Origin of the sequence: Oleiagrimonas sp. C23AA (genome assembly GCF_011759385.1) — a bacterium.
Classification (GTDB): Bacteria; Pseudomonadota; Gammaproteobacteria; order Xanthomonadales; family Rhodanobacteraceae; genus Oleiagrimonas.
Genome location: NZ_JAARLY010000001.1, coordinates 252,094 through 273,219 on the forward strand (window position 1 = coordinate 252,094; position 21,126 = coordinate 273,219).

Annotated in this window: 18 protein-coding genes and 1 pseudogene; 6 read left to right on the plus strand and 13 right to left on the minus strand. The window is 64.0% G+C overall.

The genetic code is table 11. The features are described from left to right. Positions 1-27: 27 nt before the first annotated feature. Positions 28-1,842 (minus strand): alpha-amylase family glycosyl hydrolase, encoded by a 1,815-nt coding sequence (locus HBF24_RS01125; RefSeq protein ID WP_167167659.1) that lies wholly within the window; start codon positions 1,840-1,842, stop codon positions 28-30. A 202-nt stretch (positions 1,843-2,044) separates the two neighbouring features. Between HBF24_RS01125 and HBF24_RS01130 the strand changes: the two genes are divergently transcribed. The 5 genes from HBF24_RS01130 (at position 2,045) to HBF24_RS01150 (ending at position 7,726) form a co-directional block, all read left to right on the plus strand. Beyond that, a complete protein-coding gene (locus HBF24_RS01130; protein ID WP_167167663.1) occupies positions 2,045-3,706 on the plus strand; it encodes a serine hydrolase in 1,662 nt (553 codons plus the stop codon). Between the two features lie 119 nt (positions 3,707-3,825). Further along, positions 3,826-4,662 (plus strand): arginine deiminase-related protein, encoded by an 837-nt coding sequence (locus HBF24_RS01135; protein ID WP_167167689.1) that lies wholly within the window; start codon positions 3,826-3,828, stop codon positions 4,660-4,662. Between the two features lie 179 nt (positions 4,663-4,841). After that, complete coding sequence (locus HBF24_RS01140) at positions 4,842-6,020, plus strand: hypothetical protein (protein ID WP_167167691.1); 1,179 nt, start codon at positions 4,842-4,844, stop codon at positions 6,018-6,020. Between the two features lie 17 nt (positions 6,021-6,037). Then, on the plus strand, positions 6,038-7,228 hold the full coding sequence (locus HBF24_RS01145) for an NAD(P)/FAD-dependent oxidoreductase (protein ID WP_343162679.1): 1,191 nt from the start codon (positions 6,038-6,040) through the stop codon (positions 7,226-7,228). A 141-nt stretch (positions 7,229-7,369) separates the two neighbouring features. Beyond that, complete coding sequence (locus HBF24_RS01150; protein WP_167167693.1) at positions 7,370-7,726, plus strand: MliC family protein; 357 nt, start codon at positions 7,370-7,372, stop codon at positions 7,724-7,726. A 60-nt stretch (positions 7,727-7,786) separates the two neighbouring features. Here the strand turns inward: HBF24_RS01150 and HBF24_RS01155 are convergent, their stop codons facing one another. The 7 genes and pseudogenes from HBF24_RS01155 to gnd all read right to left on the minus strand — a co-directional run bounded on the left by HBF24_RS01155 (position 7,787) and on the right by gnd (position 16,057). Continuing rightward, on the minus strand, positions 7,787-8,947 hold the full coding sequence (locus HBF24_RS01155; RefSeq protein WP_167167694.1) for a mechanosensitive ion channel family protein: 1,161 nt from the start codon (positions 8,945-8,947) through the stop codon (positions 7,787-7,789). Positions 8,948-9,133: 186 nt separating this feature from the next. Next, positions 9,134-10,087: pseudogene (locus HBF24_RS01160) on the minus strand (glutathione S-transferase family protein); the annotation flags it as partial. 23 nt (positions 10,088-10,110) lie between these two features. Beyond that, a complete protein-coding gene (locus tag HBF24_RS01165; protein WP_167167698.1) occupies positions 10,111-10,401 on the minus strand; it encodes a hypothetical protein in 291 nt (96 codons plus the stop codon). Between the two features lie 118 nt (positions 10,402-10,519). Then, positions 10,520-12,634: an AsmA family protein gene (locus tag HBF24_RS01170; RefSeq protein WP_167167700.1), complete on the minus strand. Its 2,115-nt coding sequence runs from the start codon at positions 12,632-12,634 to the stop codon at positions 10,520-10,522. A 92-nt stretch (positions 12,635-12,726) separates the two neighbouring features. Next, positions 12,727-13,230: a gluconokinase gene (locus HBF24_RS01175; protein WP_167167702.1), complete on the minus strand. Its 504-nt coding sequence runs from the start codon at positions 13,228-13,230 to the stop codon at positions 12,727-12,729. Next, the gene (zwf, locus tag HBF24_RS01180) at positions 13,227-15,080 is read right to left on the minus strand and encodes a glucose-6-phosphate dehydrogenase (protein WP_167167704.1); all 1,854 of its coding nucleotides are present in this window, start codon (positions 15,078-15,080) and stop codon (positions 13,227-13,229) included. Before zwf ends, HBF24_RS01175 begins: the two co-directional genes overlap by 4 nt. Continuing rightward, a complete protein-coding gene (gene gnd / locus HBF24_RS01185) occupies positions 15,077-16,057 on the minus strand; it encodes a phosphogluconate dehydrogenase (NAD(+)-dependent, decarboxylating) (RefSeq protein ID WP_167167707.1) in 981 nt (326 codons plus the stop codon). The genes zwf and gnd overlap by 4 nt, the downstream gene beginning before the upstream one ends. Positions 16,058-16,230: 173 nt before the next feature. Between gnd and nfi the strand changes: the two genes are divergently transcribed. Beyond that, positions 16,231-16,935 (plus strand): deoxyribonuclease V, encoded by a 705-nt coding sequence (gene nfi, locus HBF24_RS01190; protein WP_167167710.1) that lies wholly within the window; start codon positions 16,231-16,233, stop codon positions 16,933-16,935. A 113-nt stretch (positions 16,936-17,048) separates the two neighbouring features. Here nfi and HBF24_RS01195 read toward each other — a convergent pair whose 3' ends face one another. From HBF24_RS01195 to HBF24_RS01215, 5 genes are all read right to left on the minus strand, one after another. Next, a complete protein-coding gene (locus tag HBF24_RS01195; RefSeq protein ID WP_167167713.1) occupies positions 17,049-17,285 on the minus strand; it encodes a hypothetical protein in 237 nt (78 codons plus the stop codon). Further along, positions 17,278-17,940: a PadR family transcriptional regulator gene (locus HBF24_RS01200; RefSeq protein ID WP_240922035.1), complete on the minus strand. Its 663-nt coding sequence runs from the start codon at positions 17,938-17,940 to the stop codon at positions 17,278-17,280. Before HBF24_RS01200 ends, HBF24_RS01195 begins: the two co-directional genes overlap by 8 nt. 99 nt (positions 17,941-18,039) lie before the next feature. Continuing rightward, positions 18,040-18,969, minus strand: coding sequence for a DMT family transporter (locus tag HBF24_RS01205; protein WP_343162680.1), 930 nt, complete (start codon positions 18,967-18,969; stop codon positions 18,040-18,042). 104 nt (positions 18,970-19,073) lie between these two features. Then, the gene (locus tag HBF24_RS01210; protein ID WP_167167719.1) at positions 19,074-20,018 is read right to left on the minus strand and encodes a thioredoxin family protein; all 945 of its coding nucleotides are present in this window, start codon (positions 20,016-20,018) and stop codon (positions 19,074-19,076) included. Positions 20,019-20,147: 129 nt separating this feature from the next. After that, entirely contained in the window at positions 20,148-21,068 is a 921-nt protein-coding gene (locus HBF24_RS01215; RefSeq protein ID WP_167167722.1) for a peptidylprolyl isomerase, read from the minus strand. Positions 21,069-21,126: the final 58 nt, after the last annotated feature.

Genomic DNA, 21,126 nt, shown 5'->3' on the forward strand with positions numbered 1-21,126 from the left:
TTCCGGGCCGCCGAAGAAGGGCCGTTTTCAGCCCTTCTTCGGCGGTGCCTCCCACGGCGCATTGGCCGCCGGCGTGGCGCGTTGGCTGGTGGCGCGGGTGGCGCTGCCTTCGCGGCTGATTTCGGCGATCAGCGAACCCCAGGCCGGCACGCGCACGGCGTGCTCGCCAATCTGCTCGTATTCAAAGCCCAGGCCCTCGATCAGACGCAGGTGCTCGAGCTGTTCGCACAGGTCGATCTCGGCTGCTTCCTCACTCAGATTGAAAAGGCATAGCAGCGACTGCTCGGCGTAGGAGCGCACGATAGCCAGCCAGGGCTCGGGCACGTCCATCAGGTCCGAACGACCTGCGCGCATGGCCGGTTGTGCCACACGCCAGTGCAGCAGCGTGCGCCAGCCGTTGAGCATAGAGTCGGGCTTGACCTGCTGACGCGAGACCGACAGTTCGCGATGCGACTCGGGCACCGGTAGCCATGACTCGGGTGCGCTGGTGAATCCGCAATGTGGCTTTTCGTGATTCCACGGCATCGGCGTGCGCGAGCCATCACGCACGTTGCCGAACTTGGCGTGGATGGCCGGATCGATGACCCGGTCGTAGGGAATGTCTTCGGGGATGCGCGCCTGCGGCAGACCCAGCTCGTCGCCCTGCCACAGACAGCTGGCGCCCGGCAGGGACAGCAGCAGCGCGGCCACAGTGCGATGAAAGCGCTTGGGGTAGGGCTTTTCGTCGCCACCCCAGCGCGAGGCCAGGCGGCCAAAGTCGTGATTGCCGACAATCCAGCAGCTGCCGCATTCGCCAAACAGCTCAAGCGTGCGCGAGACCACCTTGCAGATGCGCTGGGCGGTCATGCGCTCATCGAACAGCAGGCCATCGTGGTAGGCCAGATGCAGGCGGTGCTCGCCGTGGGTGAACTTGGCCGCCGTGGCGATGGAGTCCTCGCACAGGGTGATTTCACCGAGCAGGGCCACGGCCGGATATTCATTGGCCAACTCACGGATCGGGCGCAGGTATTCCAATGTTTCGGGGCGGTTGAAGCTGTGCGTGAGCTTTTGCTGCGCGGCCGGATGACGCGGATTGATGCCATCGGGCGGCGGATCGTCCTGGCCACGTGGCGGGTTGTCGCGCAGCTCGGGGTCGTGCGCGTAGAAGTTGACCGCGTCCAGACGCAGGCCATCGACGCCACGATCCAGCCAGAAGCGCGCCTGTTTCAGGATCTCGGCGCGCACATCCTCGTTGTGCCAGTTCAGATCCGGCTGGCTGGCGAAAAAGTTGGCCCAGTAGTACTGGCCACGTTCCTCGCACCAGCGCCAGCCCGAGGCGCCATCGAACACCGACAGCCAATTGTTGGGCGGGCCGCCGTATTCGGCCGGATCGGCCCAGACGTACCAGTCGGCCTTGGGATTGTTGCGGCTGGCGCGGCTTTCCAGAAACCACGGATGCTGGTCGGAGGTGTGATTCCAGACCATGTCCAGCATCACCCGCAAGCCGCGCTGATGGGCCATGTGGATGAGGATTTCCAGGTCGTCCAGGGTGCCGACATCGGGCGAGACATCGCACATGTCGATGACGTCATACCCCAGGTCATGGCCGCCGGAGGGATAGATCGGTGTCAGCCAGATGGCGTCGATGCCGATCGAGCCCAGGTAGTCCAGCCGGTGGATCAGGCCGCGCAGGTCGCCGCGCCCGTCGCCGTCGCTGTCCAGATAACTTCGCACCATCAGCTGGTAGATGGCCGCACCGTGCCACCACTCGCCCAGCGCATCGCATTGTTGTTGCTGCTCCCAGGCAAAGGCGCGTCGGTTGACCGGGGCCTGCCGCCACCAGGGAAGGGATTCTGGCTTCATGCGTGATCAGGTTCCTTGTCGTTTGCGGATCATTGAAGGCCGCGCGGTGTGGCGCCGGCCTGGTCAGCGCACAGTGTACGCGCGCGCCGTGTGGCCGCCGTGTAGGTACGCCGATGCGTGACTGGTGGAAGATGACGCTGATGCGGCGCACGGGCCATACTCGGTGCGTTTTCACACACGTTTTCAACAAGGGGAACCCTTCATGGCATCGACTTCCCGACCCGGCCGCCTGTTGCTGGCTACCGCGCTGGCGCTGGCCACCAGCGGCGCAGGCGCCACCGCGCTGGCCGCACCCACCGCGCAGACCGGCAACGTCACGCCGCCGGCCGCGGCGCCGGTCAACGCCCAGGACTTCAGCGCCTTCGTCAATCGCGTGCGCAAGACCTTCGATGTGCCCGGTATCGCGGTGGGCATCGTCAAGGACGGCAAGGTGGTGATGGCGCAAGGTTTCGGCCTGCGTGAAATGAACAAGAGCGCCAGGGTCGACGGGCACACGTTGTTCGCCATTGCCTCCAACACCAAGGCCTTCACCGCCGCGGCGCTGAACATGCTGGCCGACGAGGGCAAGCTGGACATGAACGAGCGCGTCATCGACGTGCTGCCGTGGTTTCGCATGTCCGATCCCAACGTCACCTACGAGATGCGCATCCGCGACCTGCTGGCCCATCACAGCGGCCTGAGCCTGGGCGCGGGCGATCTGCTGTACTGGCCAACCACCGACTACACCATGAAGCAGGTGGTGCAGCACCTGGCACGCGTGCCGCTCAAGCACGGTTTCCGCAGCCACTATGCCTACGACAACATCCTGTTCGGCGTCGCTGCCGAGGTCATCGAGAAGGTCTCGGGCCAAAGCTACGGCGATTTTCTGCGCCAGCACATCTTCAAGCCGGTGGGCATGACCGGCACGCGCGTGAACTACCTCAACTTCAAGCCCGGCGATACCAATATCGCCACCGGTCAGGCCAAGTACAACTACACCACGCTCAAGCCCGTGGCGCCGCTGTCGTGGTCGAACAACATGGGTGCCGGCGGCCTGTATTCCAGCGCCGCCGATCTGGACAAGTGGATGATCACCCAGCTCAACGGCGGCAAGCTGACACCGGCCATCAACGGCCAGGGTGGTCGCCTGTTCAGCAAAAAGGCCCACCAGCAGATGTGGTCGATGATCACGCCGATTCCGGTGCATGCGCCCTCGGTGCCGGCGCTCAAGGCCGCCGAGCCGCAGTTCTACGGCTACGGCGAGGGCTGGTTCCTGTCCGATTACCGTGGTCACAAGATGGTCTGGCACACCGGCGGCTGGCCGGGCTTCGTCTCGCGCGTGACCATGGTGCCTGGCATGAACCTGGGCGTGGTGGTGCTGACCAATCAGCAGTCCGGCGCCGCCTTCCAGGCCATCACCATGCATGTGCTCGATGCCTACATGCATGCGCCCAGGACCGACTGGATCGCCGGCTACAAGGCGGCGGTGGACAAGAGCCATCAGAAGGCCGATGCGCAGTGGGACAAGCACAAGGCCGAGCGCGACAAGAGCGCCGGTCCGTCGCTGCCGTTGAAGGGCTACGCAGGCACCTACGAGGACCCGTGGTACGGCAAGGTCTACATCAAGGATGAGGGCGGCAAGCTGATGATGCGTTTCGCGCACACCAAGCAGCTGGTCGGCATCCTGCAGCCGTGGCAGCACGACACCTTCATCGTGCACTGGAACGATCGCTCGCTCAACGCCGATGCCTTCGTCAACTTCGCGCTGGATCCGGACGGCCACGTGCGACAGGTGCGCATGCAGGCAGTGTCCTCGCGGACCGATTTCAGCTTCGACTTCCAGGATCTGCGCTTAAAGCCGGTCAAGCAGGACGATCACAACTGAACCATCACGGCAATGCGACCCAAGTGTGACTTGATGTGCACTTGGGCCATCGTCGATAGTGGGGAGCGGCCTGTCGTGGGCTGCTTCCTTTTTCATCCATCACTGCAAGGCAGGCTGCTATGTCCTCATCCGCGCGTATCCTGATGTGTCCGCCCGACTTTTTCGAAGTCAGCTACGTCATCAACCCGTGGATGGAGAACCAGGTCAGCCAGGCCAGTGCGCACGTGGCGCACACGCAGTGGAAGGCGCTGCGGAACATTCTGGCCGAGCATGCGCACATCGATCAGATCGCGCCTGCCGAGGGTCTGCCGGACATGGTCTTCACCGCCAATGCCGGTGTGGTGCTGGGCAATGTGTTCGTGCCCAGCCGTTTTCGCCATGCCGAGCGCCAGGGCGAAGAGGCGCTGTTTGCCAAGTGGTTTGCCGAGCACGGCTACGAAGTGCGCGAAATCGATCCGGAGATTGCCTTCGAAGGCGCGGGTGACGCCTTGCTCGATCGTGGCCAGCCACGGCTGTGGATGGGCTATGGCCACCGTTCGGACGAGGCCTCGGTGAAGGCGGTCGGTAATCTGCTGAATATCGAGACGGTGGGACTGAAGCTGGCCGATCCGCGCTTCTACCATCTGGATACCTGTTTCTGTCCGCTGGCCAATGGCCACATCATGTATGTGCCCAGCGCATTTGACGAAGCATCGCGTCAGCGCATTCGCGATCTGGCACGGCCGGGTTCGTTGATCGAGGTCGAGCCGCATGACGCCGAGCGCTTTGCCTGCAATGCGGTCAGCATTGGCGAGGTGGTGGTGCTCAATGCTGCCAGCGAGGAACTGCAAAGTGCACTGGAAAACGCCGGCCTCAGCGTGAAAACCACGCCGATGGACGAGTTCATGAAATCCGGCGGCGCCGCCAAGTGCCTGACATTGCGCCTGGACGAGCCGGTGGTCGCGCCGCGGCCGTGATCCGCCCAGGGCCACCTGCGTGCCACTGCCTGCAGGGGCGCAGGGACGGGTGATTACATAAAGGAATCTCGCACACAGCCGATACGCACAGGATGCAGGCGCGTATAATGCGCAGGCTTCGCAGCGGCGAAGTCCACGGAGGATCCCATGCAGTCAACCCATAGCGGGAATCGCTGAGCGTGGCGCGTGAGCGCATTCTGGCGTGCGTCGGCGTCAACAACATCGAGCTGGCGCGGTTGCGCCTGTTGTTGCGTCTGGCCGCGCCGCGTCTGGATGACCATTGGCAGTTCGGTGAGGTCGAGCGCGCTGACGTGCTGATAGTCCAGCCTGGTTCCCACGAGGCTGATGCCGCCGCGCTGAGGGCTCGTGGACGAGGCGTCCGCTGCGTCGCCTTCGGCGGCGAGGGCAAGAGCCGTGAAGTGCTGCCGGCCAACTTCGAAACCGAGGATGTGGCGCGCGTACTCAATGCCGAGGCCGGCCAGTCGCGTGGCAGCCGTCTGCAGCTGTTGGATCCGGACTCGCCGGATTTCTTTGGCGATGATGACGGCGTTCCCTTGGGTGTGGGCGAGGGGCGTCTGCAGCCCACCCAGCTGGATGAGCTGTTTCGTACCACCCGGGATGCGCCGCCGATGAGTAGTCTGGTGCCGGGCACTGTGAGTGGGGCTACGCTGGAGGATATTCGTGCCAGTAGCGGCCGAGTGCATCGGCGCGAACGCGACGACAATCCATTCTTCATGAACGAGCCCGAGCCCGATCAGCCGACAGAAGATAATTTCCGTCTGTCGCCGGGTGATGTGGCCTCGCGACTGGGGCCGGGGGCGCATCGCCGGCCTATCGACAGCCGCGGCAAGGCCAGGCCATTGATTGAGTATCTGGAAGAAGGCGCGCTGGCCGGTCCCAATCGCATCGAGCGTGAAGGCCATCCACCGCTGATTCTTGATCCGAAGTGGAAGTGCTATCACATTGAGGGCGATCTGGCCGCGGTAGATATCTACGTCAACGAGCCGCTGCCGGTGGCGGCGTGGATACCGGTAACCAGCAGCCAGCTGGAACAGGCACGCAAGGTGTCGCCAGGCCGAGCCTATTTGCGGTTGCGCTGGCTTTACGCGCTGCGCCACGCCGGTGGCTGGTTGCCGCGCCAGCTGGATCCGGGCGGCAGCTACTGGTTGCGCCGGGTACTGGATCTGGACGACCACTTTGCCGCGCAGCGCCGCATCGGCGAGGCGCTGGTGGACGAGCATCGTCTGCACGAGGTGGTCAGCATGGCCGAGGTCAGCATGGCCGAGGTGTTCGACACGGTGGCCGCCTACGATGCCATCGGCCTGTTGCAATGGAAGCCGCGCGAGCGCTTCCGCTGATTTTTTCGGAGTAGCCTGTGTTCGACTGCGATGCCGTCGTCATTGGCGGCGGAGCCGCCGGACTGATGTATGCCCGTGAGGCGGGCTTGCGCGGCAAGCGCGTGATCGTGCTCGAGCACGCCAACCGTGTCGGCAAGAAAATCCTGATGTCCGGTGGTGGGCGCTGCAATTTCACCAATCTGGGCACGACGCCGGACAATTACCTCTCAGCCAATCCCCATTTCTGCAAGTCGGCCCTGGCGCGCTATACGCCCTGGGATTTCCTGGCGCTGGTGGAAAGGCACGGTATCGCCTGGCACGAGAAGGAGCTGGGTCAGCTGTTCTGCGATGATTCGTCCAAGCAGATTGTGCGCATGCTGCTGGACGAATGCGCCGATGTGGGTGCGCGCATCGAGACACGCTGTACCGTCAACGTCGTGGCCCAGCACGAGCACGCCGGTTTCGTCATCGACAGCACGCTGGGGCGCCTGCGTGCACCAGCGCTGGTGGTGGCCAGCGGTGGACTGTCCATTCCCAGCATGGGCGCCAGCGGCTTTGGCTACGATCTGGCACGCCAGTTTGGGCATTCGGTGCTGACCACGCGCGCAGGACTGGTGCCGCTCACCCTTTCGGGCAAGCACCAGCAGCGCTATGCCGATCTCTCAGGGGTTTCACTTGCCGTGCAGGCCACGTGCAACGGGCAGAGCTTTGCCAATGCGATGCTTATCACACACCGTGGTATCAGCGGCCCGGCGATCCTGCAGATTTCATCCTACTGGCAGCCAGGTGACGACCTGCGACTGGACCTTGTGCCCGGCGCCGACGCCAGCCAATGGCTGGCCGAGCAGCGCGAAGCGCGGCCGGACGCCGAGCTTCGCACGGTGCTTGCCGACATGCTGCCTCGTCGTCTGGCGCAGCGTCTGTGCGAAGTATGGTGGCCCAGTCGGCCGATGAAGCAGTTCAACCCACGCGAGCTGGCCGACATGGGCCGCGCGCTCAACGACTGGGCACTGGTGGCCAGCGGCACCGAGGGCTATCGCACCGCCGAGGTCACGCTGGGAGGCGTGGACGTCAATGAGCTGTCCTCCTCGACCATGGCCTCGCGGCGCGTGCCGGGACTGTATTTCATCGGTGAGGTGATGGACGTCACTGGCCATCTGGGTGGGTACAACTTCCAGTGGGCATGGGCGTCGGCACATGCGGCCGCGCAGGCGCTGGGTTCAGATTGAACGGAAGCTGAATGTGTTTGCTGCGAGCGCAAATGCAAGCGCCCCTGACTCAGCGCACACTCGATGGCACATGAACTTTGGGGAGGTGTCATGTCTGTCGCGTACTTGGTTCGATGTGCAACAGTGGGGGCGGCGGTGCTGATGTTGGGGGCATGCACTTCGTCCACCGGTTCGGGCACGCATAAATCCGGCGCCGCAGCGGCACAGGCCTCTGCCGTCGCCGCGCCCACCGATTGGGCCTTCAATGCCAGTTCGGCCTATCCCAACCGGGTTGCCTACCGTTGCTCGGATGGCACCCGCTTCGATGCCGACGTCAACAACAACCGAGCCGTCATTCATGTGGCAGGCAAGCAGTTGATGTTGCTGCACACACCGGCAGCTTCGGGCGCGCGCTTCGAGCTGGGCGATACGGTCTACTGGAGCAGGGGTGCCAAGGCCAGCTTGAAGGTCGATGGCGTGGCCCATCAGTGCCAAGCCAGCTCAGCGTTGACGGCCTGATTCTCCGTCAAACAAGCCCCGCCGATGATCTGGCGGGGCTTGTTTGCGCGTGAACGCCTGCTAGCTTTCGGACTCCGCGGCGGAGGTTCTTTCGTTGCCTTCCTGGCCGTCGGCGCTGTCGTCATCCTGGCTGGATGGTTTTTCCAGGCGCGTGTTGACGGCGCCGGAGACGTACAGCGTGCGGCTCGGGAAGGCGAACTCCACGCCCAGCTCGTCGAAACGATCGACCATGGCCAGGTTGATGGCCTGCTGGGTGTCCATGAACAGCGTGTAGTCCGGGTCGAGCATGGTGTAGACCACCTCGAAGTCCAGCGAGCTGTCGCCAAAGCTCTTGAAGTGAGCGCGATCAAACCGGACCTTGTCGTTTTCCTCGACGATTTTCTGCACCTCGCCGGTCAAAAGGCGCAGCTTGTCGCGTGGCGTGTCGTAGGTGACGCCGAAGCTGAAAACGATGCGGCGTGTGTCCATGCGGCCATAGTTGTGCACGATGTTCTTGAGCATGTCGGCATTGCCCAGGATCACCTGCTCGCCGCTCAGTGCACGGATGCGCGTGGTCTTGACGCCGACATGTTCCACGGTGCCGGCGATATCACCAAAGACCACGAAATTGCCGATCTCAAAGGGCTTGTCCAGGCCGATGCTGAGCGAGGCGAACAGGTCGCTCAGCACATTCTGCAAGGCCAGGGCGACGGCGACACCGCCAACGCCCAGGCTGGCGACGAAGGCGGTGATGTTGACGCCCATGTTGCCCAGAATGGCCAGCAGAATGGTCGCCCAGACCACGATGCGGGCAAACCAGCCCAGCATTTCCATCACCACCGGATTGGCGCTGGGCTTGCTGGCATCATCACGTGTGGAGCTGAGCCGGTGATGGGTCCATACGCGGATAGCCTGGTTCATCCACAGACCCACCTGCAGGCCCAGAACCAGGAATGCCAGACGTCCCAGCCAGAGGTCAGTTTTGCTGCCAAAATCCAGCCATTTGCCGGCCAGCAGCAGGAACAGAATCAGGATCAGGAAGTTGCTGGAGCGCTCGAAGGCCGCCGCGGTGGCGCGTAGCCAAACGGTAGGTCGGTGCTTGTCCAGCTTGCGCAGGCGCGAAGCCAGCACGCCCAGAATGCTGCGCACGATGATGTAGCCCAGTACCGAGAACAACAGTGCGTAAAGCCAGCGATCAAGCGGGATGTGGAACAGGAAATGATGCGTGAGCCATGCATACATGGGGCAAAGTCACCTCGTAGATGTCAGGGGTGATATGACGGCGCGCTGAGTGTTGGTGGCGCCTTAATCGATGCTTCGATTGGGATCGCCGAAGCCAGCGGGGTCGGAGGCCGGGAACGTATCGCGCAGCGCCTTCTCAGCGTCACGCGGCGCACCGTGTTGTCCCGCGTGCAGCGGCAGAGGACGCGCGTCAAGATCCAGCAGGGGACCCAAGGGCACCACGCCGGACGGATTGATCCAGTCGTGGCTTTGGTAGTAGTGGCGCTTGATGTGGTCAAAGTCCACGGTCTCGGCCACGCCCGGCGTCTGGTACAGCGCGCGGGTGTAGGAATACAGGTTCGGGTAATCGACCAGTCGGCGCAGGTTGCACTTGAAGTGGCCGAAGTAGACCGGATCGAAACGCAGCAGGGTGGTGAATAGGCGCCAGTCCGCTTCGGTTTCGGTGTCACCGCACAGGCGTCGGCGCGTGGACAGGCGTTGTTCGAGCCTATCCAGTGTCTCAAACAGCGGAAGCACGGCCTCTTCGTAGGCATCCTGCGAGCTGGCAAAGCCGGCCTTGTAGACGCCATTGTTGACGGTGTCGTAGATGCGCGCATTGAGCGCGTCGATCTCATCATGCAGCGCTTTCGGGTAATAGTCGCCCTCACGCGCGCCCACGCCGTCGAACGCGCTGTTCAACATGCGCATGATGTCGGCCGACTCGTTGCTGACGATGGTGTCGCGCTCCAGGTCCCAAAGCACGGGTACCGTCGCCCGGCCGTTGCAGTGCGGGTCGGCACGCGTGTAGAGCGCATGGATGGATGGTGCGTGGTAGTGCGGGTCGGGAATCACCCCTGGCGCCATCTGGAAGGTCCAGCCTTCATCGGCCATCAGCCAGTGCGTGACCGAATAGCTGATGATGTCCTCCAGCCCCTTGAGCGCGCGCATGATCATGGTGCGATGCGCCCATGGGCAGGCGCGAGCAATGTACAGGTGATAGCGCCCGCGCTCGGCCTTGAAGCCACCTTCGCCGGTGGGGCCTGGAGCGCCATCGGGTGTTATCCAGTGGCGAAAGCGACTTTCCTCGCGCACGAAGCGGCCGTCATGCTTGTCGGTGTCATACCCGTGCTGGGTCCAGCGTCCGTCGATCAATAAACCCATGCTGTGCTCCTTTTCGGCAGGCGTCAGAAGCGGTCGACAAATTCCACCGCGGCGCCCAGGTCGTGTGCGCACGCCTCGGTCAGTTCCTGCGCGCGCTCCCGGGCCGCTTCGTCGCTGGTATCGACCTCAATGGCGTGAAAGCCCGGGCCTTCGTCATCGGGCAGGCCCGCCGAACTGGAGTCGTCGGTGAGCATGTGCGGCATCAGGTCATCCACCTCGCGCACCGCCTCCACGCCATCCAGGGCTTCCAGGCGGTTGATCAGCTGACGGGTATCATCGTTGCTGGCTGTCACTCGCATGCGCTGCATGGGCATGGCGTACTCCTTCTGGCTGGGCGGGACATGACGTCCCGCGGGTGGTTCGAAACATTAACCCTAACGCGCCGCAGCGTAATCGCCGCCAAATGCGTACAGCGTTCGCGCCGATGCGGCTTCAGTGATGTCCATCTGATGTGGATGCATGGGTCGGCTCGGTCTTGCCCGCCGGCGGTGCCTTGGCCGGTTGTTTCATGCGCGACAGCAGGCGCCGGCAGGGGTTGGTGTTGGCATCCTGGCTGGGTGCGATCAACGGCAGCAGCGCCGCGGCAGGTGTGGCGAACACGCCCAGTGCCAGCGCACCGCCGCCACGCAACAGCAGCTTGCCGGCGTGCACACCGACATCCGGATCGGCGAAGGTGCCTTTCACGTACAGTGGCGAGCGCAGCGAGAAGACGCGCAAGCCCTTGGTATGCGGGGTGATATCCAGGTCCATGTGTTCATTGGCAAAATTGACCTTGCCCTTGATATTGACCAGCGCGTTGTCGGTATCGAACAGTGCCAGGCGCGTGCGCATCACGCCGTCGCGGTCGACCAGGTTGGTGGCGGCGCAATCGATGGGCACCGGCTCATCGCCAAACAGTTTCACCACCACGTAGCTGCCAACGTTGAGACCGGCCAGCTCCATCAGCTCGCGGCTGACCACGCCATCGTTCATCAGCAGCTTGATCTGGCCGTTGGAGTGGCCCAGCAAGGCCGCCACGCTGTTGCCGGTGGCCGACAGCGCGATGTTGCCGTTGATCTCGCCCAGCGCCTTGCGCATGGTCTTTATCTGCGGTGCAAGCTGGCGCAGCTTGATGTGTTTGACGTCCAGGCGCAGCCGCGCCTTCATCGGCTGGGCACGGCCGTCGAGATCGATGCGCGATTCCAGGGTGCCGCCGGCGGCGGCGAAGTTAAGGGGATTCAAGGTCAGGCGACCATTGTCCAGCACCAAATGCGCTTTCAGATGGCTGATGGGAAGATTCTTGCCGTGCTCGATGTGCTCACCGGTGAGCCTTATATCGGCATCCATCGCCTTCCAGCGCTCGGTACGGAATTTGGTGGTGGGAAGCACCTGGCCCTTGGGCGGGGTGGCCATGGCCTGACCGACAACGGCCTTGGCCTTGAGCGCGTGCGCATGGCTGCCGGTATCGGCACCAATCAACGGGCCCAGATCGGCGAATGACAAGTGGTCAGAGTGCAGCATGCCGCTGAGCTTGGGCCGGGGCGCGGCCATGGTGAAGCTCAAATCGCCATGCAGGTCGCTGGCACCGACGCGGCCGTTGAAGTGGCGGTAGTTGAAGCGCTCATCGCCTGGCTTGAAGCTCGCGGTGAGATCGCCGTCGGTTTCAAACGGTGGCGTGTCGGGCAGAGTGATGCCGGTCAGCGGATAAAGATGTGCCATCGAGTTGCCCGACACCTTCAGGCGCATGGCCAAGCCACCAAAAGACAGCGGGTTTTGCAGATGGCCGGTGAGGTCGATCACCACGTCGCCGACCTGGGCGTGGGCGGTCAGCGGAAACGCCTGCTCGCCATCACGCAGGGCCAGCACGCCGCCGGTGCGACCGTGCGCCGACACCATCGCACCGTGATAGTGGCCATCGGCATCGAAGGCGAAGGCATACGGGCGCACGGCTGTATCGCTGGCTCCAACCTTGGCTCCGTGGGCGGACTGGCTCGGTGACTTGTAGGCCACACCATGGTCGAGTGGCTTGATATGCACCGTCACCTGCGCGCTGTCGACCGGATCGTGCAGGCTCAGCGTGCCCTGGTCGAAGACAATACGGTTCAGCCGCACGTGCCAGGCCGAGGGCTTGCCGGACTTGTTCTGCAACGCCTTGAAGGTCCAGTTGTTGCGTGACTTTTCGCGTGCCAGATGCACGCTGGGTTGCGACAGAATCAGCGTCGGCACGTCGATGGTGTGCGACAGCAGCGGCCACAGCGAGAGGCGAAAGCGCAACGCATCCAGGTGTGCAAAATTCTGCTGGCCCGCCCAGGCCGGGTTGCCCACGCGAATATCGTGAGCGGTAAATTGCGGGCCGGGCAGCCAGCTGTGGTCATAGCGGTCGCGCGTCCAGTGCACGCGCAGGTGACCGCGAATCTCGAATGGCCGCCCAATCGCCGCGCTGACCCTGGCATCAATCCAGGGCCGCAAGCGGTCGTAGTTGAAAGTGAGGATGAAGATGACCGCTGCGGCAATCAGCGCCAGCAGCAGACCACCGGTCCACAGCAGCGCGCGGCGAGGGCGGGTCATGGCGACTCCGGGCTATCAACAGGGCGTGCTCAGTGATAGCGCCGCGCGGGTGAACCTGGTTTAGCCGGCCGCCTTCAAAGGTTGCGGGCGATTCAGTCTTCGATATCGCCCAGCGCCTGCATCACGCGTTGCTGCGTAGTGTCAGCGTCGTCGTTGGCATCGATGATGCTGATCGGCTCACGCGGTCCGGGTCGCTCAAGCGTCGCCAGCTGGCTGTCCAGCAGCGAGGCGGGCATGTAGTGATCCTTGCGCGCGGCCAGGCGTCGCTCAAGTTCCTCGCGGCGCACATCCATCAGCATGAAGTGCAGCGGCGGGCAGGCTGCACGCAGCGTGTCGCGGTAGCTCTGCTTGAGCGCCGAGCAGGTGATGATGCCGCCGTCCTGGGCGTGCGCCTCCAGCCACTGGCCGACCGCGCGCAGCCATGGCGCGCGGTCGGCATCGGTGAGCGGCTGGCCATCGCGCATTTTCTGCACGTTGGCAGGCGGATGCAGTTCGTCACCTTCCTGAAACGGACGGCCAAGCGTCTTTGCCAGGCGCGACGCCGCGGTGCTTTTGCCGCAGCCGGACACGCCCATGAACACCAGCGGGGTCTTCATGCCTTGTCGCTGGATTTACCCGAGGAGGCCGGTTTCTTGCTGGTGGCCTTTTTTGTGCTGGCCCGTTTGGCGGTGCTTGTAGCTTTGCCTTTGCTGGCCTTCGAGGTCGCCTTGGGAGCAGATCGCGACGGCGTACGCTTGCTGCTGGCCGGGCGCGAGGCCTTGGTGCTGCCGGCTTTGCCCATCGTCGCTGCGGCTGCACGTTTGCGCGTCGCCATTTTCTTGGCGGTGCTCTTTTTGGCCGGACTTTTCTTGGTGGCCCGGCGTGGGCGACGCGGCGGCGGCTCCAGACTGGCCGTCAGCGGCCGCCAGCTACGCCCGCCATCCATCGCCAGCAGGGTATCGGCCGAAGCCGGCCCGGCGCTGCCCGAGGCGTAGTTGGGAAAGCCATCGGTCGGCTGCTCGCTCCAGGCATCCAGCACTGGCTGGACGGCACGCCAGCCGGCTTCGACCATGGCCGCATCCTGGAATAGCGCAGCATCGCCGGTCATGCAGTCGTACAGCAGCGTCTCGTAGCCCACGCCATGCTCGGGCCGGAACCAGTCGCGATAGCGAAAATCCATGCGCACGGGCGACAGGTTCACTTCGGTGCCCGGACGTTTCACGTCAAAGTGCAGCGAAATGCCTTCGTTGGGCTGGATATGCAGCACCAGCCAGTTAGGACCGAAGGTATCCACCGCCGTGCTGCGGAACGGTGCCAGCGGCGCCGATTTGAAGCGGATGGCAATTTCCGTGGTGCGCGCGCCCAGATGCTTGCCGGTGCGCAGATAGAACGGCACGCCGGCCCAGCGCCAGGTATCGACGGCCAATTTAAGGGCGACGAAGGTTTCGGTATCCGAATCCGGCGCCACATTGGGTTCGTCGCGGTAGGCGTTGACCAGCTCGCCCTTGACCGCGCCGTCGCGGTATTGGCCACGCACCGCATCGTGCGGCTTGGGCGGCCGGATCGCGGCGATGGTTTCGGCCTTGCGCTGGCGCAGTGCCTCGGGGCTGAACGAGGTCGGCGGCTCCATCGCCACCAGCGCCAGCAGCTGGAACAGATGATTGGGCACCATGTCGCGCAGCGCGCCGGTGTGCTCGTAGAACCGTCCGCGATCTTCCACGCCGACGGTTTCGGCGGCGGTAATCTGCACATGGTCGATGCGGTCACGGTTCCAGATCGGCTCGAACAGGCCGTTGGCAAAGCGGAACGAGAGGATGTTCTGCACCGTTTCCTTGCCCAGGAAATGGTCGATGCGGAAGATCTGGTCCTCGCGCAGCACGCGGCCGATCGATTCGTTCAGTGCCTTGGCCGAGGCCAGGTCATGGCCAAAGGGCTTTTCCACGACCACGCGGCGCCAGCCGGTCTTGTCCGACTCCTGCGCCATCCTGGCCTTGCCCAGCTGACGGATCACCGGCTCGAAGAAACCCGGCGCCGTGGCCAGGTAATACAGCACGTTGTCGCCGGCCTCGTGGTGCTCATCGAGCTTGGTCAGCAGCTCGCGCAGGCGCTTGTAGGTGGCCGGCTCGCTGAAATCGCCCTTCAGGTAGTGCGTGCGCGAGGTCAGCCAGTCGACCGCATCGGCGTCCAGCGGGTCGATTTCCATCTCGGTGTGCACCGCCTCGGTGAAGCGGTGCACGGCCTGTTTCATCATCCGACGCCAGCCGTTGTCGTCCATCTCCTTGATGTCGACGCCGACCACGGCAAAGCTTTCCGGTAGCAGGCCGCGCCGCACCAGGTTGTACAGCGCAGGCGTGATCAGACGATGGGTCAGATCGCCCGCCGCGCCGAAAATCACCATCAGGCACGGGCCGGAGGCTTTCGACTTGGACGGGCGCTCGCGTGTATCGGGTGCGGCGCGTTGGCTCATTTGCCCTTGCCCTCGACGTGACCGCCGAAGCCAAAGCGCATGGCCGAAAGCACGCGTTCGGCAAAGGTGTGCTCCTGACGCGAACGGAAGCGGGTGTAAAGCGCCGAGGTCAGCACGTTGGCCGGCACGGCCTCTTCAATGGCCGCCTCGATGGTCCAGCGACCTTCACCCGAATCGTTGACGTAGCCGGAGAAGTCTTCCAGCGTCGGCGCCTTGGCCAGGGCCGAGGCGGTCAGGTCCAGCAGCCACGAGCTGACCACGCTGCCGCGACGCCACACTTCGGCCACGTCGGCCAGGTCCAGGCTGAAACGCTGATCCTCGGGCAGGGCTTCGGACTGCTTGTTGCGCAGGATGTCGAAGCCTTCGGCAAAGGCCTGCATCAGGCCGTATTCGATGCCGTTGTGGACCATCTTCACGAAGTGACCCGCGCCCGGGGGGCCGGCGTGCATGTAGCCCTGTTCGACGCGCGGATCGCGGTCTTCGCGGCCCGGGGTGCGCTCGATGTCGCCGATGCCCGGCGCCAGCGTGGCAAAAATCGGATCCAGGTGCTTCACCACCGATTCCTTGCCGCCGATCATCATGCAGTAGCCGCGCTCCAGGCCCCACACGCCGCCGGAGGTGCCGACGTCGACGTATTGCACGCCTTTTTCGGCCAGCTTCTTGGCGCGGCGGATGTCGTCCTTGTAGTAGGTATTGCCGCCATCGATGACGATGTCGTCCTTGTCCAGCAGCTCGCCCAGCTCGCCGATGGTGTTTTCGGTAATCTCACCGGCTGGCAGCATCACCCAGATGCCACGCGGCGATTCCAGCTTGGACACCATGTCCTTGAGCGAGTCGGCCGCGACAGCGCCCTCTTTGGCCAGCGTGGCGCGGGCCTCCTCGTTGGTGTCGAACACCACGCATTCGTGGTCGTTTCGCATCAGGCGGCGAGCAATGTTGCCACCCATGCGGCCCAGTCCAATCAGTCCGATTCGCATCCTTAATTTCGCTCCCTTTTAAGCAAGATTCGATAAGGTCGGGACGCGTCGCCACGCGGCGCGATAGGCCCAACAATACGCCGATTGGCTTTAACCGTGGGTGATCCGACGGTGATTCAAGGCCTTGCGTGCGTATGGCGGCGTGTGATTTGTCTGACAAGAGGTGCGCGGCCATGTTCCAGCTGGACATCGATGAAGCCAGTTTTGCCTGGCACGGCGATGCCGCCGAGGCGCGGCAACGCCAGAAAGCACTGGCCGAGCGCGTGCGCCTTGGCGATGACTTTGGCCCGGTTAACTGCGTGGCCGGTGTCGACGTCGGTTTCGAGGAGGGCGGTGCGGTGACACGCGCGGCGGCGGTGCTGCTCAAGGCGGACACGAGGCAATTGATCGGCCAGGCCTTGGTGCGCCAGCCGACGGTAATGCCCTACGTGCCGGGCCTGCTGTCTTTCCGTGAGCTGCCGGCGCTGATTGCGGCGTTGCAGCAGCTGGATCAGCGGCCGGATCTGGTGTTCGTCGACGGTCACGGCATCGCCCATCCACGGCGTCTGGGGATTGCCGCGCATCTGGGCGTAGCCACCGACCTTGCCACCATTGGCGTGGCCAAGAAGGTGCTGTGTGGCAGGCACGAAGCATTGGCCGAGATGCGTGGCGCGCAGGTACCGTTGCTCCACCGCGGCGAGCGCATCGGTACGGTGTTACGCAGCAAACACCGGGTGCGGCCGCTGATCGTGTCGCCCGGGCATCGGCTCAGTCATGACACTGCGGTGGCCCAGGTGCTGGCCTTCGACGGCGGCTATCGGTTACCGGAGCCGACGCGCTTGGCCGACCGCTTGGCCTCGCGGCGTGGCCCGTTGCCGGACAGCGGCTCCAGCCGATAGCCCAGCCGAGCGGCGAGGACTTGCAGCGCGCTCACGGCGCCAGCCAGATCCGCGTGCGGCGGCGTACCGGTTTGATCGGCCAGACGCCACTGGCAGCGGCCGTGGGGCGAACGCTACACCATGGCCAGTTGGTGCTGTTCCAGCAGGCGCAGAAAGCGATAGGTGCTGCCCAGGCTGGTCGCCGGGTGATGCCGGCGCGCGGCCTGCATCAGCGTCACTGCATCGCAGGCATGTGCCTGCTCGACCAGGCCGCGTATCAGCGCCCGCCGCGAGCGGGTCAGAGAAACGGCCAGAGCCTGCAGGGCATCGAGCAGGCTCTGTTGCTTGTCGGCGTACGCCTGGTCAGTCACGATCACCCAGAATTTCCTGCGTGGCGCGTTCCAGAATGGCGCAGATGCGTTCGGCTTCCTCGCTGCTGCCGCGCGCGCCGTGCAGGATCACCGCGTGCTTGAGGTCGTGCATGGCCCGGCGCAGCGCCTGCGGGGTGGCTTCACGCTTCATGTGACGCGCGGCCATTTCCAGGCGCGACATCACCGCTTCCACGGCCTCGCGGTTTTCTTCCAGGAAATCGCGCCCGGCGTCGGTGATGGCGTAGCACTTGCGGCCGCCTTCGCCGGCCTCGACGCTGGCCTGGCCCATTTCCTCGAGCAGGGTCAGGGTGGGGTAGACCGCGCCGGGGCTGGGCGCGTAGCGGCCTTCGAACATGTCTTCGATGATGCGGATCAGTTCGTAACCGTGGCGCGGCTTTTGCGCAATCAGGCTGAGCAGCACCAGTTTCAGGTCGCCGTGGCCGAAGATGCGGCCACCGCCAAAACGGCCGCCGCCGCGACGCCCGCCCTGGCCCTCGAAGTCGTTGTCCATGCCGCCGAAGCGTCCAAAGCCGCCGCGGCGGCCGTGACGCATAGCTTCGCGCATCTCGTGCATGCGCTCATGCATGTGGGCGTGCAGGCGGCGATGGTGGTGGGAAAAGTGCTCGTTGTCGGAAAAAAAGTCACGGAATCGCATGGCAGGTCCTTTTAAAGATATATCGTAAGAAGCGATCTAAAGATATATCGCAAGATATGTCGTGACAAGCCCTGTCTGCACTCCGGTGCGTCTTTGCGCTTACTCGCTGAGGTTCTTGGCTTCGGCGGTGGCCAGCATCTCCGGCGCCGGCTTCTTCACCCGCACCAGATAGGGATGGGCGAATACGGCGGCCAGCACGATCACCACGCCGAGGTAGAACTGCATATCCAACTGACGCTGTTCGCCCAGAAGCGGCATGGCCAGCACGATGGCGTAGACCGGCTCCAGGTTGGTGGTCATCTGCACCACGAAGGCGCTCAGGTGCCTGAGCGCGTCCAGTGCCAGCGCAAATGGCAGCAGCGTGCACAGCAGCGACAGGATCAGCAGCAGCACGGTGTCGTGCAGGTCGGGCAGGGGAAACAGCGCGCCGGCGTGCGGCATGAAGGGCGCCAGCAGGGTGAGAAAGGCAGTGCCGGCCCCCAGCTCGATGCAGGTCACGGTCAGCGCATCGCCGCGCCCGACCATGCGTTTGTTGAGCGCGCCGAACAAGGCCACGAACAGCGCAGAGACCACGCCGACCAGCAGGCCCAGATGCATGTCATCGGGCACGCCGCCAACGATCAGCGCGACACCGGGAACCACGCCGACGCCGATCAGCAGTTCGCGACGGTTGAAACGGCTACCGGTGAACAGTGGTTCGACAAAGGCCAAAAATACCGGCGCGATGGCGATGCAGATGGCGCCGACCGAGGCGTTGGCCAGCTTGATGGCGCCGTAAAAACTCAGCCAGTGCAGCGACACCAGCACCCCGATGCCGGCATAGGCGCCGATGGTGCGCCAGGACATGGCCCCAAGACCGCGCCACACGCGCGGGAAGCCCAGTAGCGCCACGGTGACGATCAGCATGCGCCACCACACCAGATCCAGCGCGTGCAGCGTGATGGCCTTGCCGAGGATGGCGGTCACGCCCCACAGCAACACACAGAAATGGATCTGGAATTGGGCCTTGCCCTGGGTCGAGAGAGGCACCTGCACACGCCTTTGAGCTGGGGAATGGGTGTGCAGCATGCCGCCTTTGGCACGGGCAGGAAAGACCCGCCCGTGACACAGTCTGGAGCGGTGTCGGTGACGCCCTAGCCGAAGGTGAAGGTGAACGCCTTGAAGCCCGAGCCGACCACACGGATGGTGACCACGTGGTCCTCGTAGCTGTTGCTGTCAAACAAGGTGTACAGCTGGCTGTCACGCACGGTGACATTGGGCTGCGGCTTGCCGTCGACGGTGATTTTCAGCGTGACCGGATGCTCGGCGCTGGCCACCATGTGCAGCTTGCCGGACTTGAAGTGCAGGTGGATCTGGCCCTTGTCGCCCACCAATTGCGCGTATTGGCCGGTCATCTTCCAGCGTCCGGTCAGCGCAAACTGGTTCAGGCCGATGGTGTCGGGCGTGGTGTACATGCGCGCACCGGCCGAAGGGCGCTGCGGCGGCGCCATGTATTCCTCGCGGTCCAGGCCAAAGTACATCTCCGGTGAGCCAATGCCGGACAAATCGGCCGCGTGCTCGTCCATCTGCGCGCTACCCATGCCCAGTGCCTTGCGGATAGCGTTTTCGGTCTGCTCGTAGTTGCCTTCGCCAAAGTGCGATTCGATGACCTTGCCCTGTTTGTCGATCAGGTACTCGGCTGGCCAGTAATGGTTGTTCCAGGCGCGCCAGGTGCGCATGTCACTGTCCATCGCCACCGGCCAGGTGATGCCGTATTTGTTCACCGCGCGCTTGACGTTGGCGTAGTTTTTCTCGAAATCGAACTCCGGCGAATGCACGCCGACAATCTCCAGCCCCTTGTCGTGATACTTGGCGTACCAGGACTTCAGGTGCGGCAGCGTACGCAGGCAGTTGATGCACGAGTAGGTCCAGAAATCGACCAGCACCACCTTGCCGCGCAGCTGTTTCATGGTCAGCGGCGGGCTGTTGATCCAGTGGCTGATGCCGGCAAACTCCGGCGCCTGGCTTGGCGTGGCGCCGGCACAGGCGGTGACGACAAGCGCCAGCGTGGCCAGCAGAATGCGCAGTTGACGGGGCATGGGCTTCTCCTACGGATGAGGGCCGAAACACGGCGTTCAATCGGTAAGACCGGCACCGCGCGTGTTTCATTACAACCGGTGACCGAGGTGGCACCGCGGTCACCGGCCAAGGATCACGCCGACCGGGTGTCAGGTGTGCGAGTGGGATTTGCTTGGAGCGGCGCGCACGGGAATATCCATGTCGCACACACCGACGGTACCCGAGGACACCGTATAGAACGCATCATGGCGATGGCGCTTGGCATTGAGCAGCCGCTGGAAGGTGGCGCTGTCGGTCTTGAGCACTTCCAGCGGCGTGCGCTGGCTGGCCGGCAGGTTGGCCGCCAGCACCATGCGCTTGATCGGTGTGCGCTTGGCGGTGTCGGTGTAGAAACCCATCGACCCCGGTCCGCGCGGCAACGAGGACAGGTACTGCATGCCCTGGACCACGCGTCCGACCACGGCCAGGTTGCGATCGATGCGCCGTGCTGCGCCGATCACTGCATACAGCGTGTTGGCGTTGCCGCTGTCACGCGCCACATCGCGTGCCACGCCGACGGTGCCGTAGCAATGCGCAATCCACGCGGTGTGCTTGGCCGGATCACGGCCGATGGGAAAATCACCGGAGAAGCCGGCTTCCGGCGCATATACATCACGCTTGAGTTTGACGAAGGGCAGTGAGGCGTCGACATGGCGCACAAATTCCGGCGGCAGGGTTTTCTTCGCTGTACCCATGGACTTGGCCTTGGCCGGCGTGTCGCTGTCCGGATCACCCCACTGGCTAACGAAATTGTCCTGCACGCGATACACGCTGGTGCCGTCGAAATAGTGCTGGGCCATCAGCGTTTTCAGGTTGGCCACGTGCGCTGGCGACCAGGTGGGCGCCAGCTCGATCACCACGCGACCGGCCGGCAGGTCCAGGTAGGCTGTGCGTTCGGGCGAAAGGCGGTGCCATTCCGAGGGCTTGGAGGCCTTGAGAATCTGTTCGCTGCTGGGCGTGTCCTTGGCCAGCGCCGGCGCCGCGGCCAGCAGGGCGAGGGTCAGACCAAAGACGGTGCGTGGTGCGCGCATGGAGGGTCGCTCGTGATGGAAAGTCCCGACGTTAGCAAATCTTCGCCACAGGCGGCGC

What these genes read in the sequence shown, in the direction of transcription:
- HBF24_RS01125 (WP_167167659.1), bottom strand. Translation starts at nt 1,842, where the DNA reads ATGAAGCCAGAATCCCTTCCCTGGTGGCGGCAGGCCCCGGTCAACCGA.
- HBF24_RS01130 (WP_167167663.1), top strand. Translation starts at nt 2,045, where the DNA reads ATGGCATCGACTTCCCGACCCGGCCGCCTGTTGCTGGCTACCGCGCTG.
- HBF24_RS01135 (WP_167167689.1), top strand. Translation starts at nt 3,826, where the DNA reads ATGTCCTCATCCGCGCGTATCCTGATGTGTCCGCCCGACTTTTTCGAA.
- HBF24_RS01150 (WP_167167693.1), top strand. Translation starts at nt 7,370, where the DNA reads ATGTTGGGGGCATGCACTTCGTCCACCGGTTCGGGCACGCATAAATCC.
- HBF24_RS01155 (WP_167167694.1), bottom strand. Translation starts at nt 8,947, where the DNA reads ATGTATGCATGGCTCACGCATCATTTCCTGTTCCACATCCCGCTTGAT.
- HBF24_RS01165 (WP_167167698.1), bottom strand. Translation starts at nt 10,401, where the DNA reads ATGCCCATGCAGCGCATGCGAGTGACAGCCAGCAACGATGATACCCGT.
- HBF24_RS01170 (WP_167167700.1), bottom strand. Translation starts at nt 12,634, where the DNA reads ATGACCCGCCCTCGCCGCGCGCTGCTGTGGACCGGTGGTCTGCTGCTG.
- HBF24_RS01175 (WP_167167702.1), bottom strand. Translation starts at nt 13,230, where the DNA reads ATGAAGACCCCGCTGGTGTTCATGGGCGTGTCCGGCTGCGGCAAAAGC.
- zwf (WP_167167704.1), bottom strand. Translation starts at nt 15,080, where the DNA reads ATGAGCCAACGCGCCGCACCCGATACACGCGAGCGCCCGTCCAAGTCG.
- gnd (WP_167167707.1), bottom strand. Translation starts at nt 16,057, where the DNA reads ATGCGAATCGGACTGATTGGACTGGGCCGCATGGGTGGCAACATTGCT.
- nfi (WP_167167710.1), top strand. Translation starts at nt 16,231, where the DNA reads ATGTTCCAGCTGGACATCGATGAAGCCAGTTTTGCCTGGCACGGCGAT.
- HBF24_RS01200 (WP_240922035.1), bottom strand. Translation starts at nt 17,940, where the DNA reads ATGCGATTCCGTGACTTTTTTTCCGACAACGAGCACTTTTCCCACCAC.
- HBF24_RS01210 (WP_167167719.1), bottom strand. Translation starts at nt 20,018, where the DNA reads ATGCCCCGTCAACTGCGCATTCTGCTGGCCACGCTGGCGCTTGTCGTC.
- HBF24_RS01215 (WP_167167722.1), bottom strand. Translation starts at nt 21,068, where the DNA reads ATGCGCGCACCACGCACCGTCTTTGGTCTGACCCTCGCCCTGCTGGCC.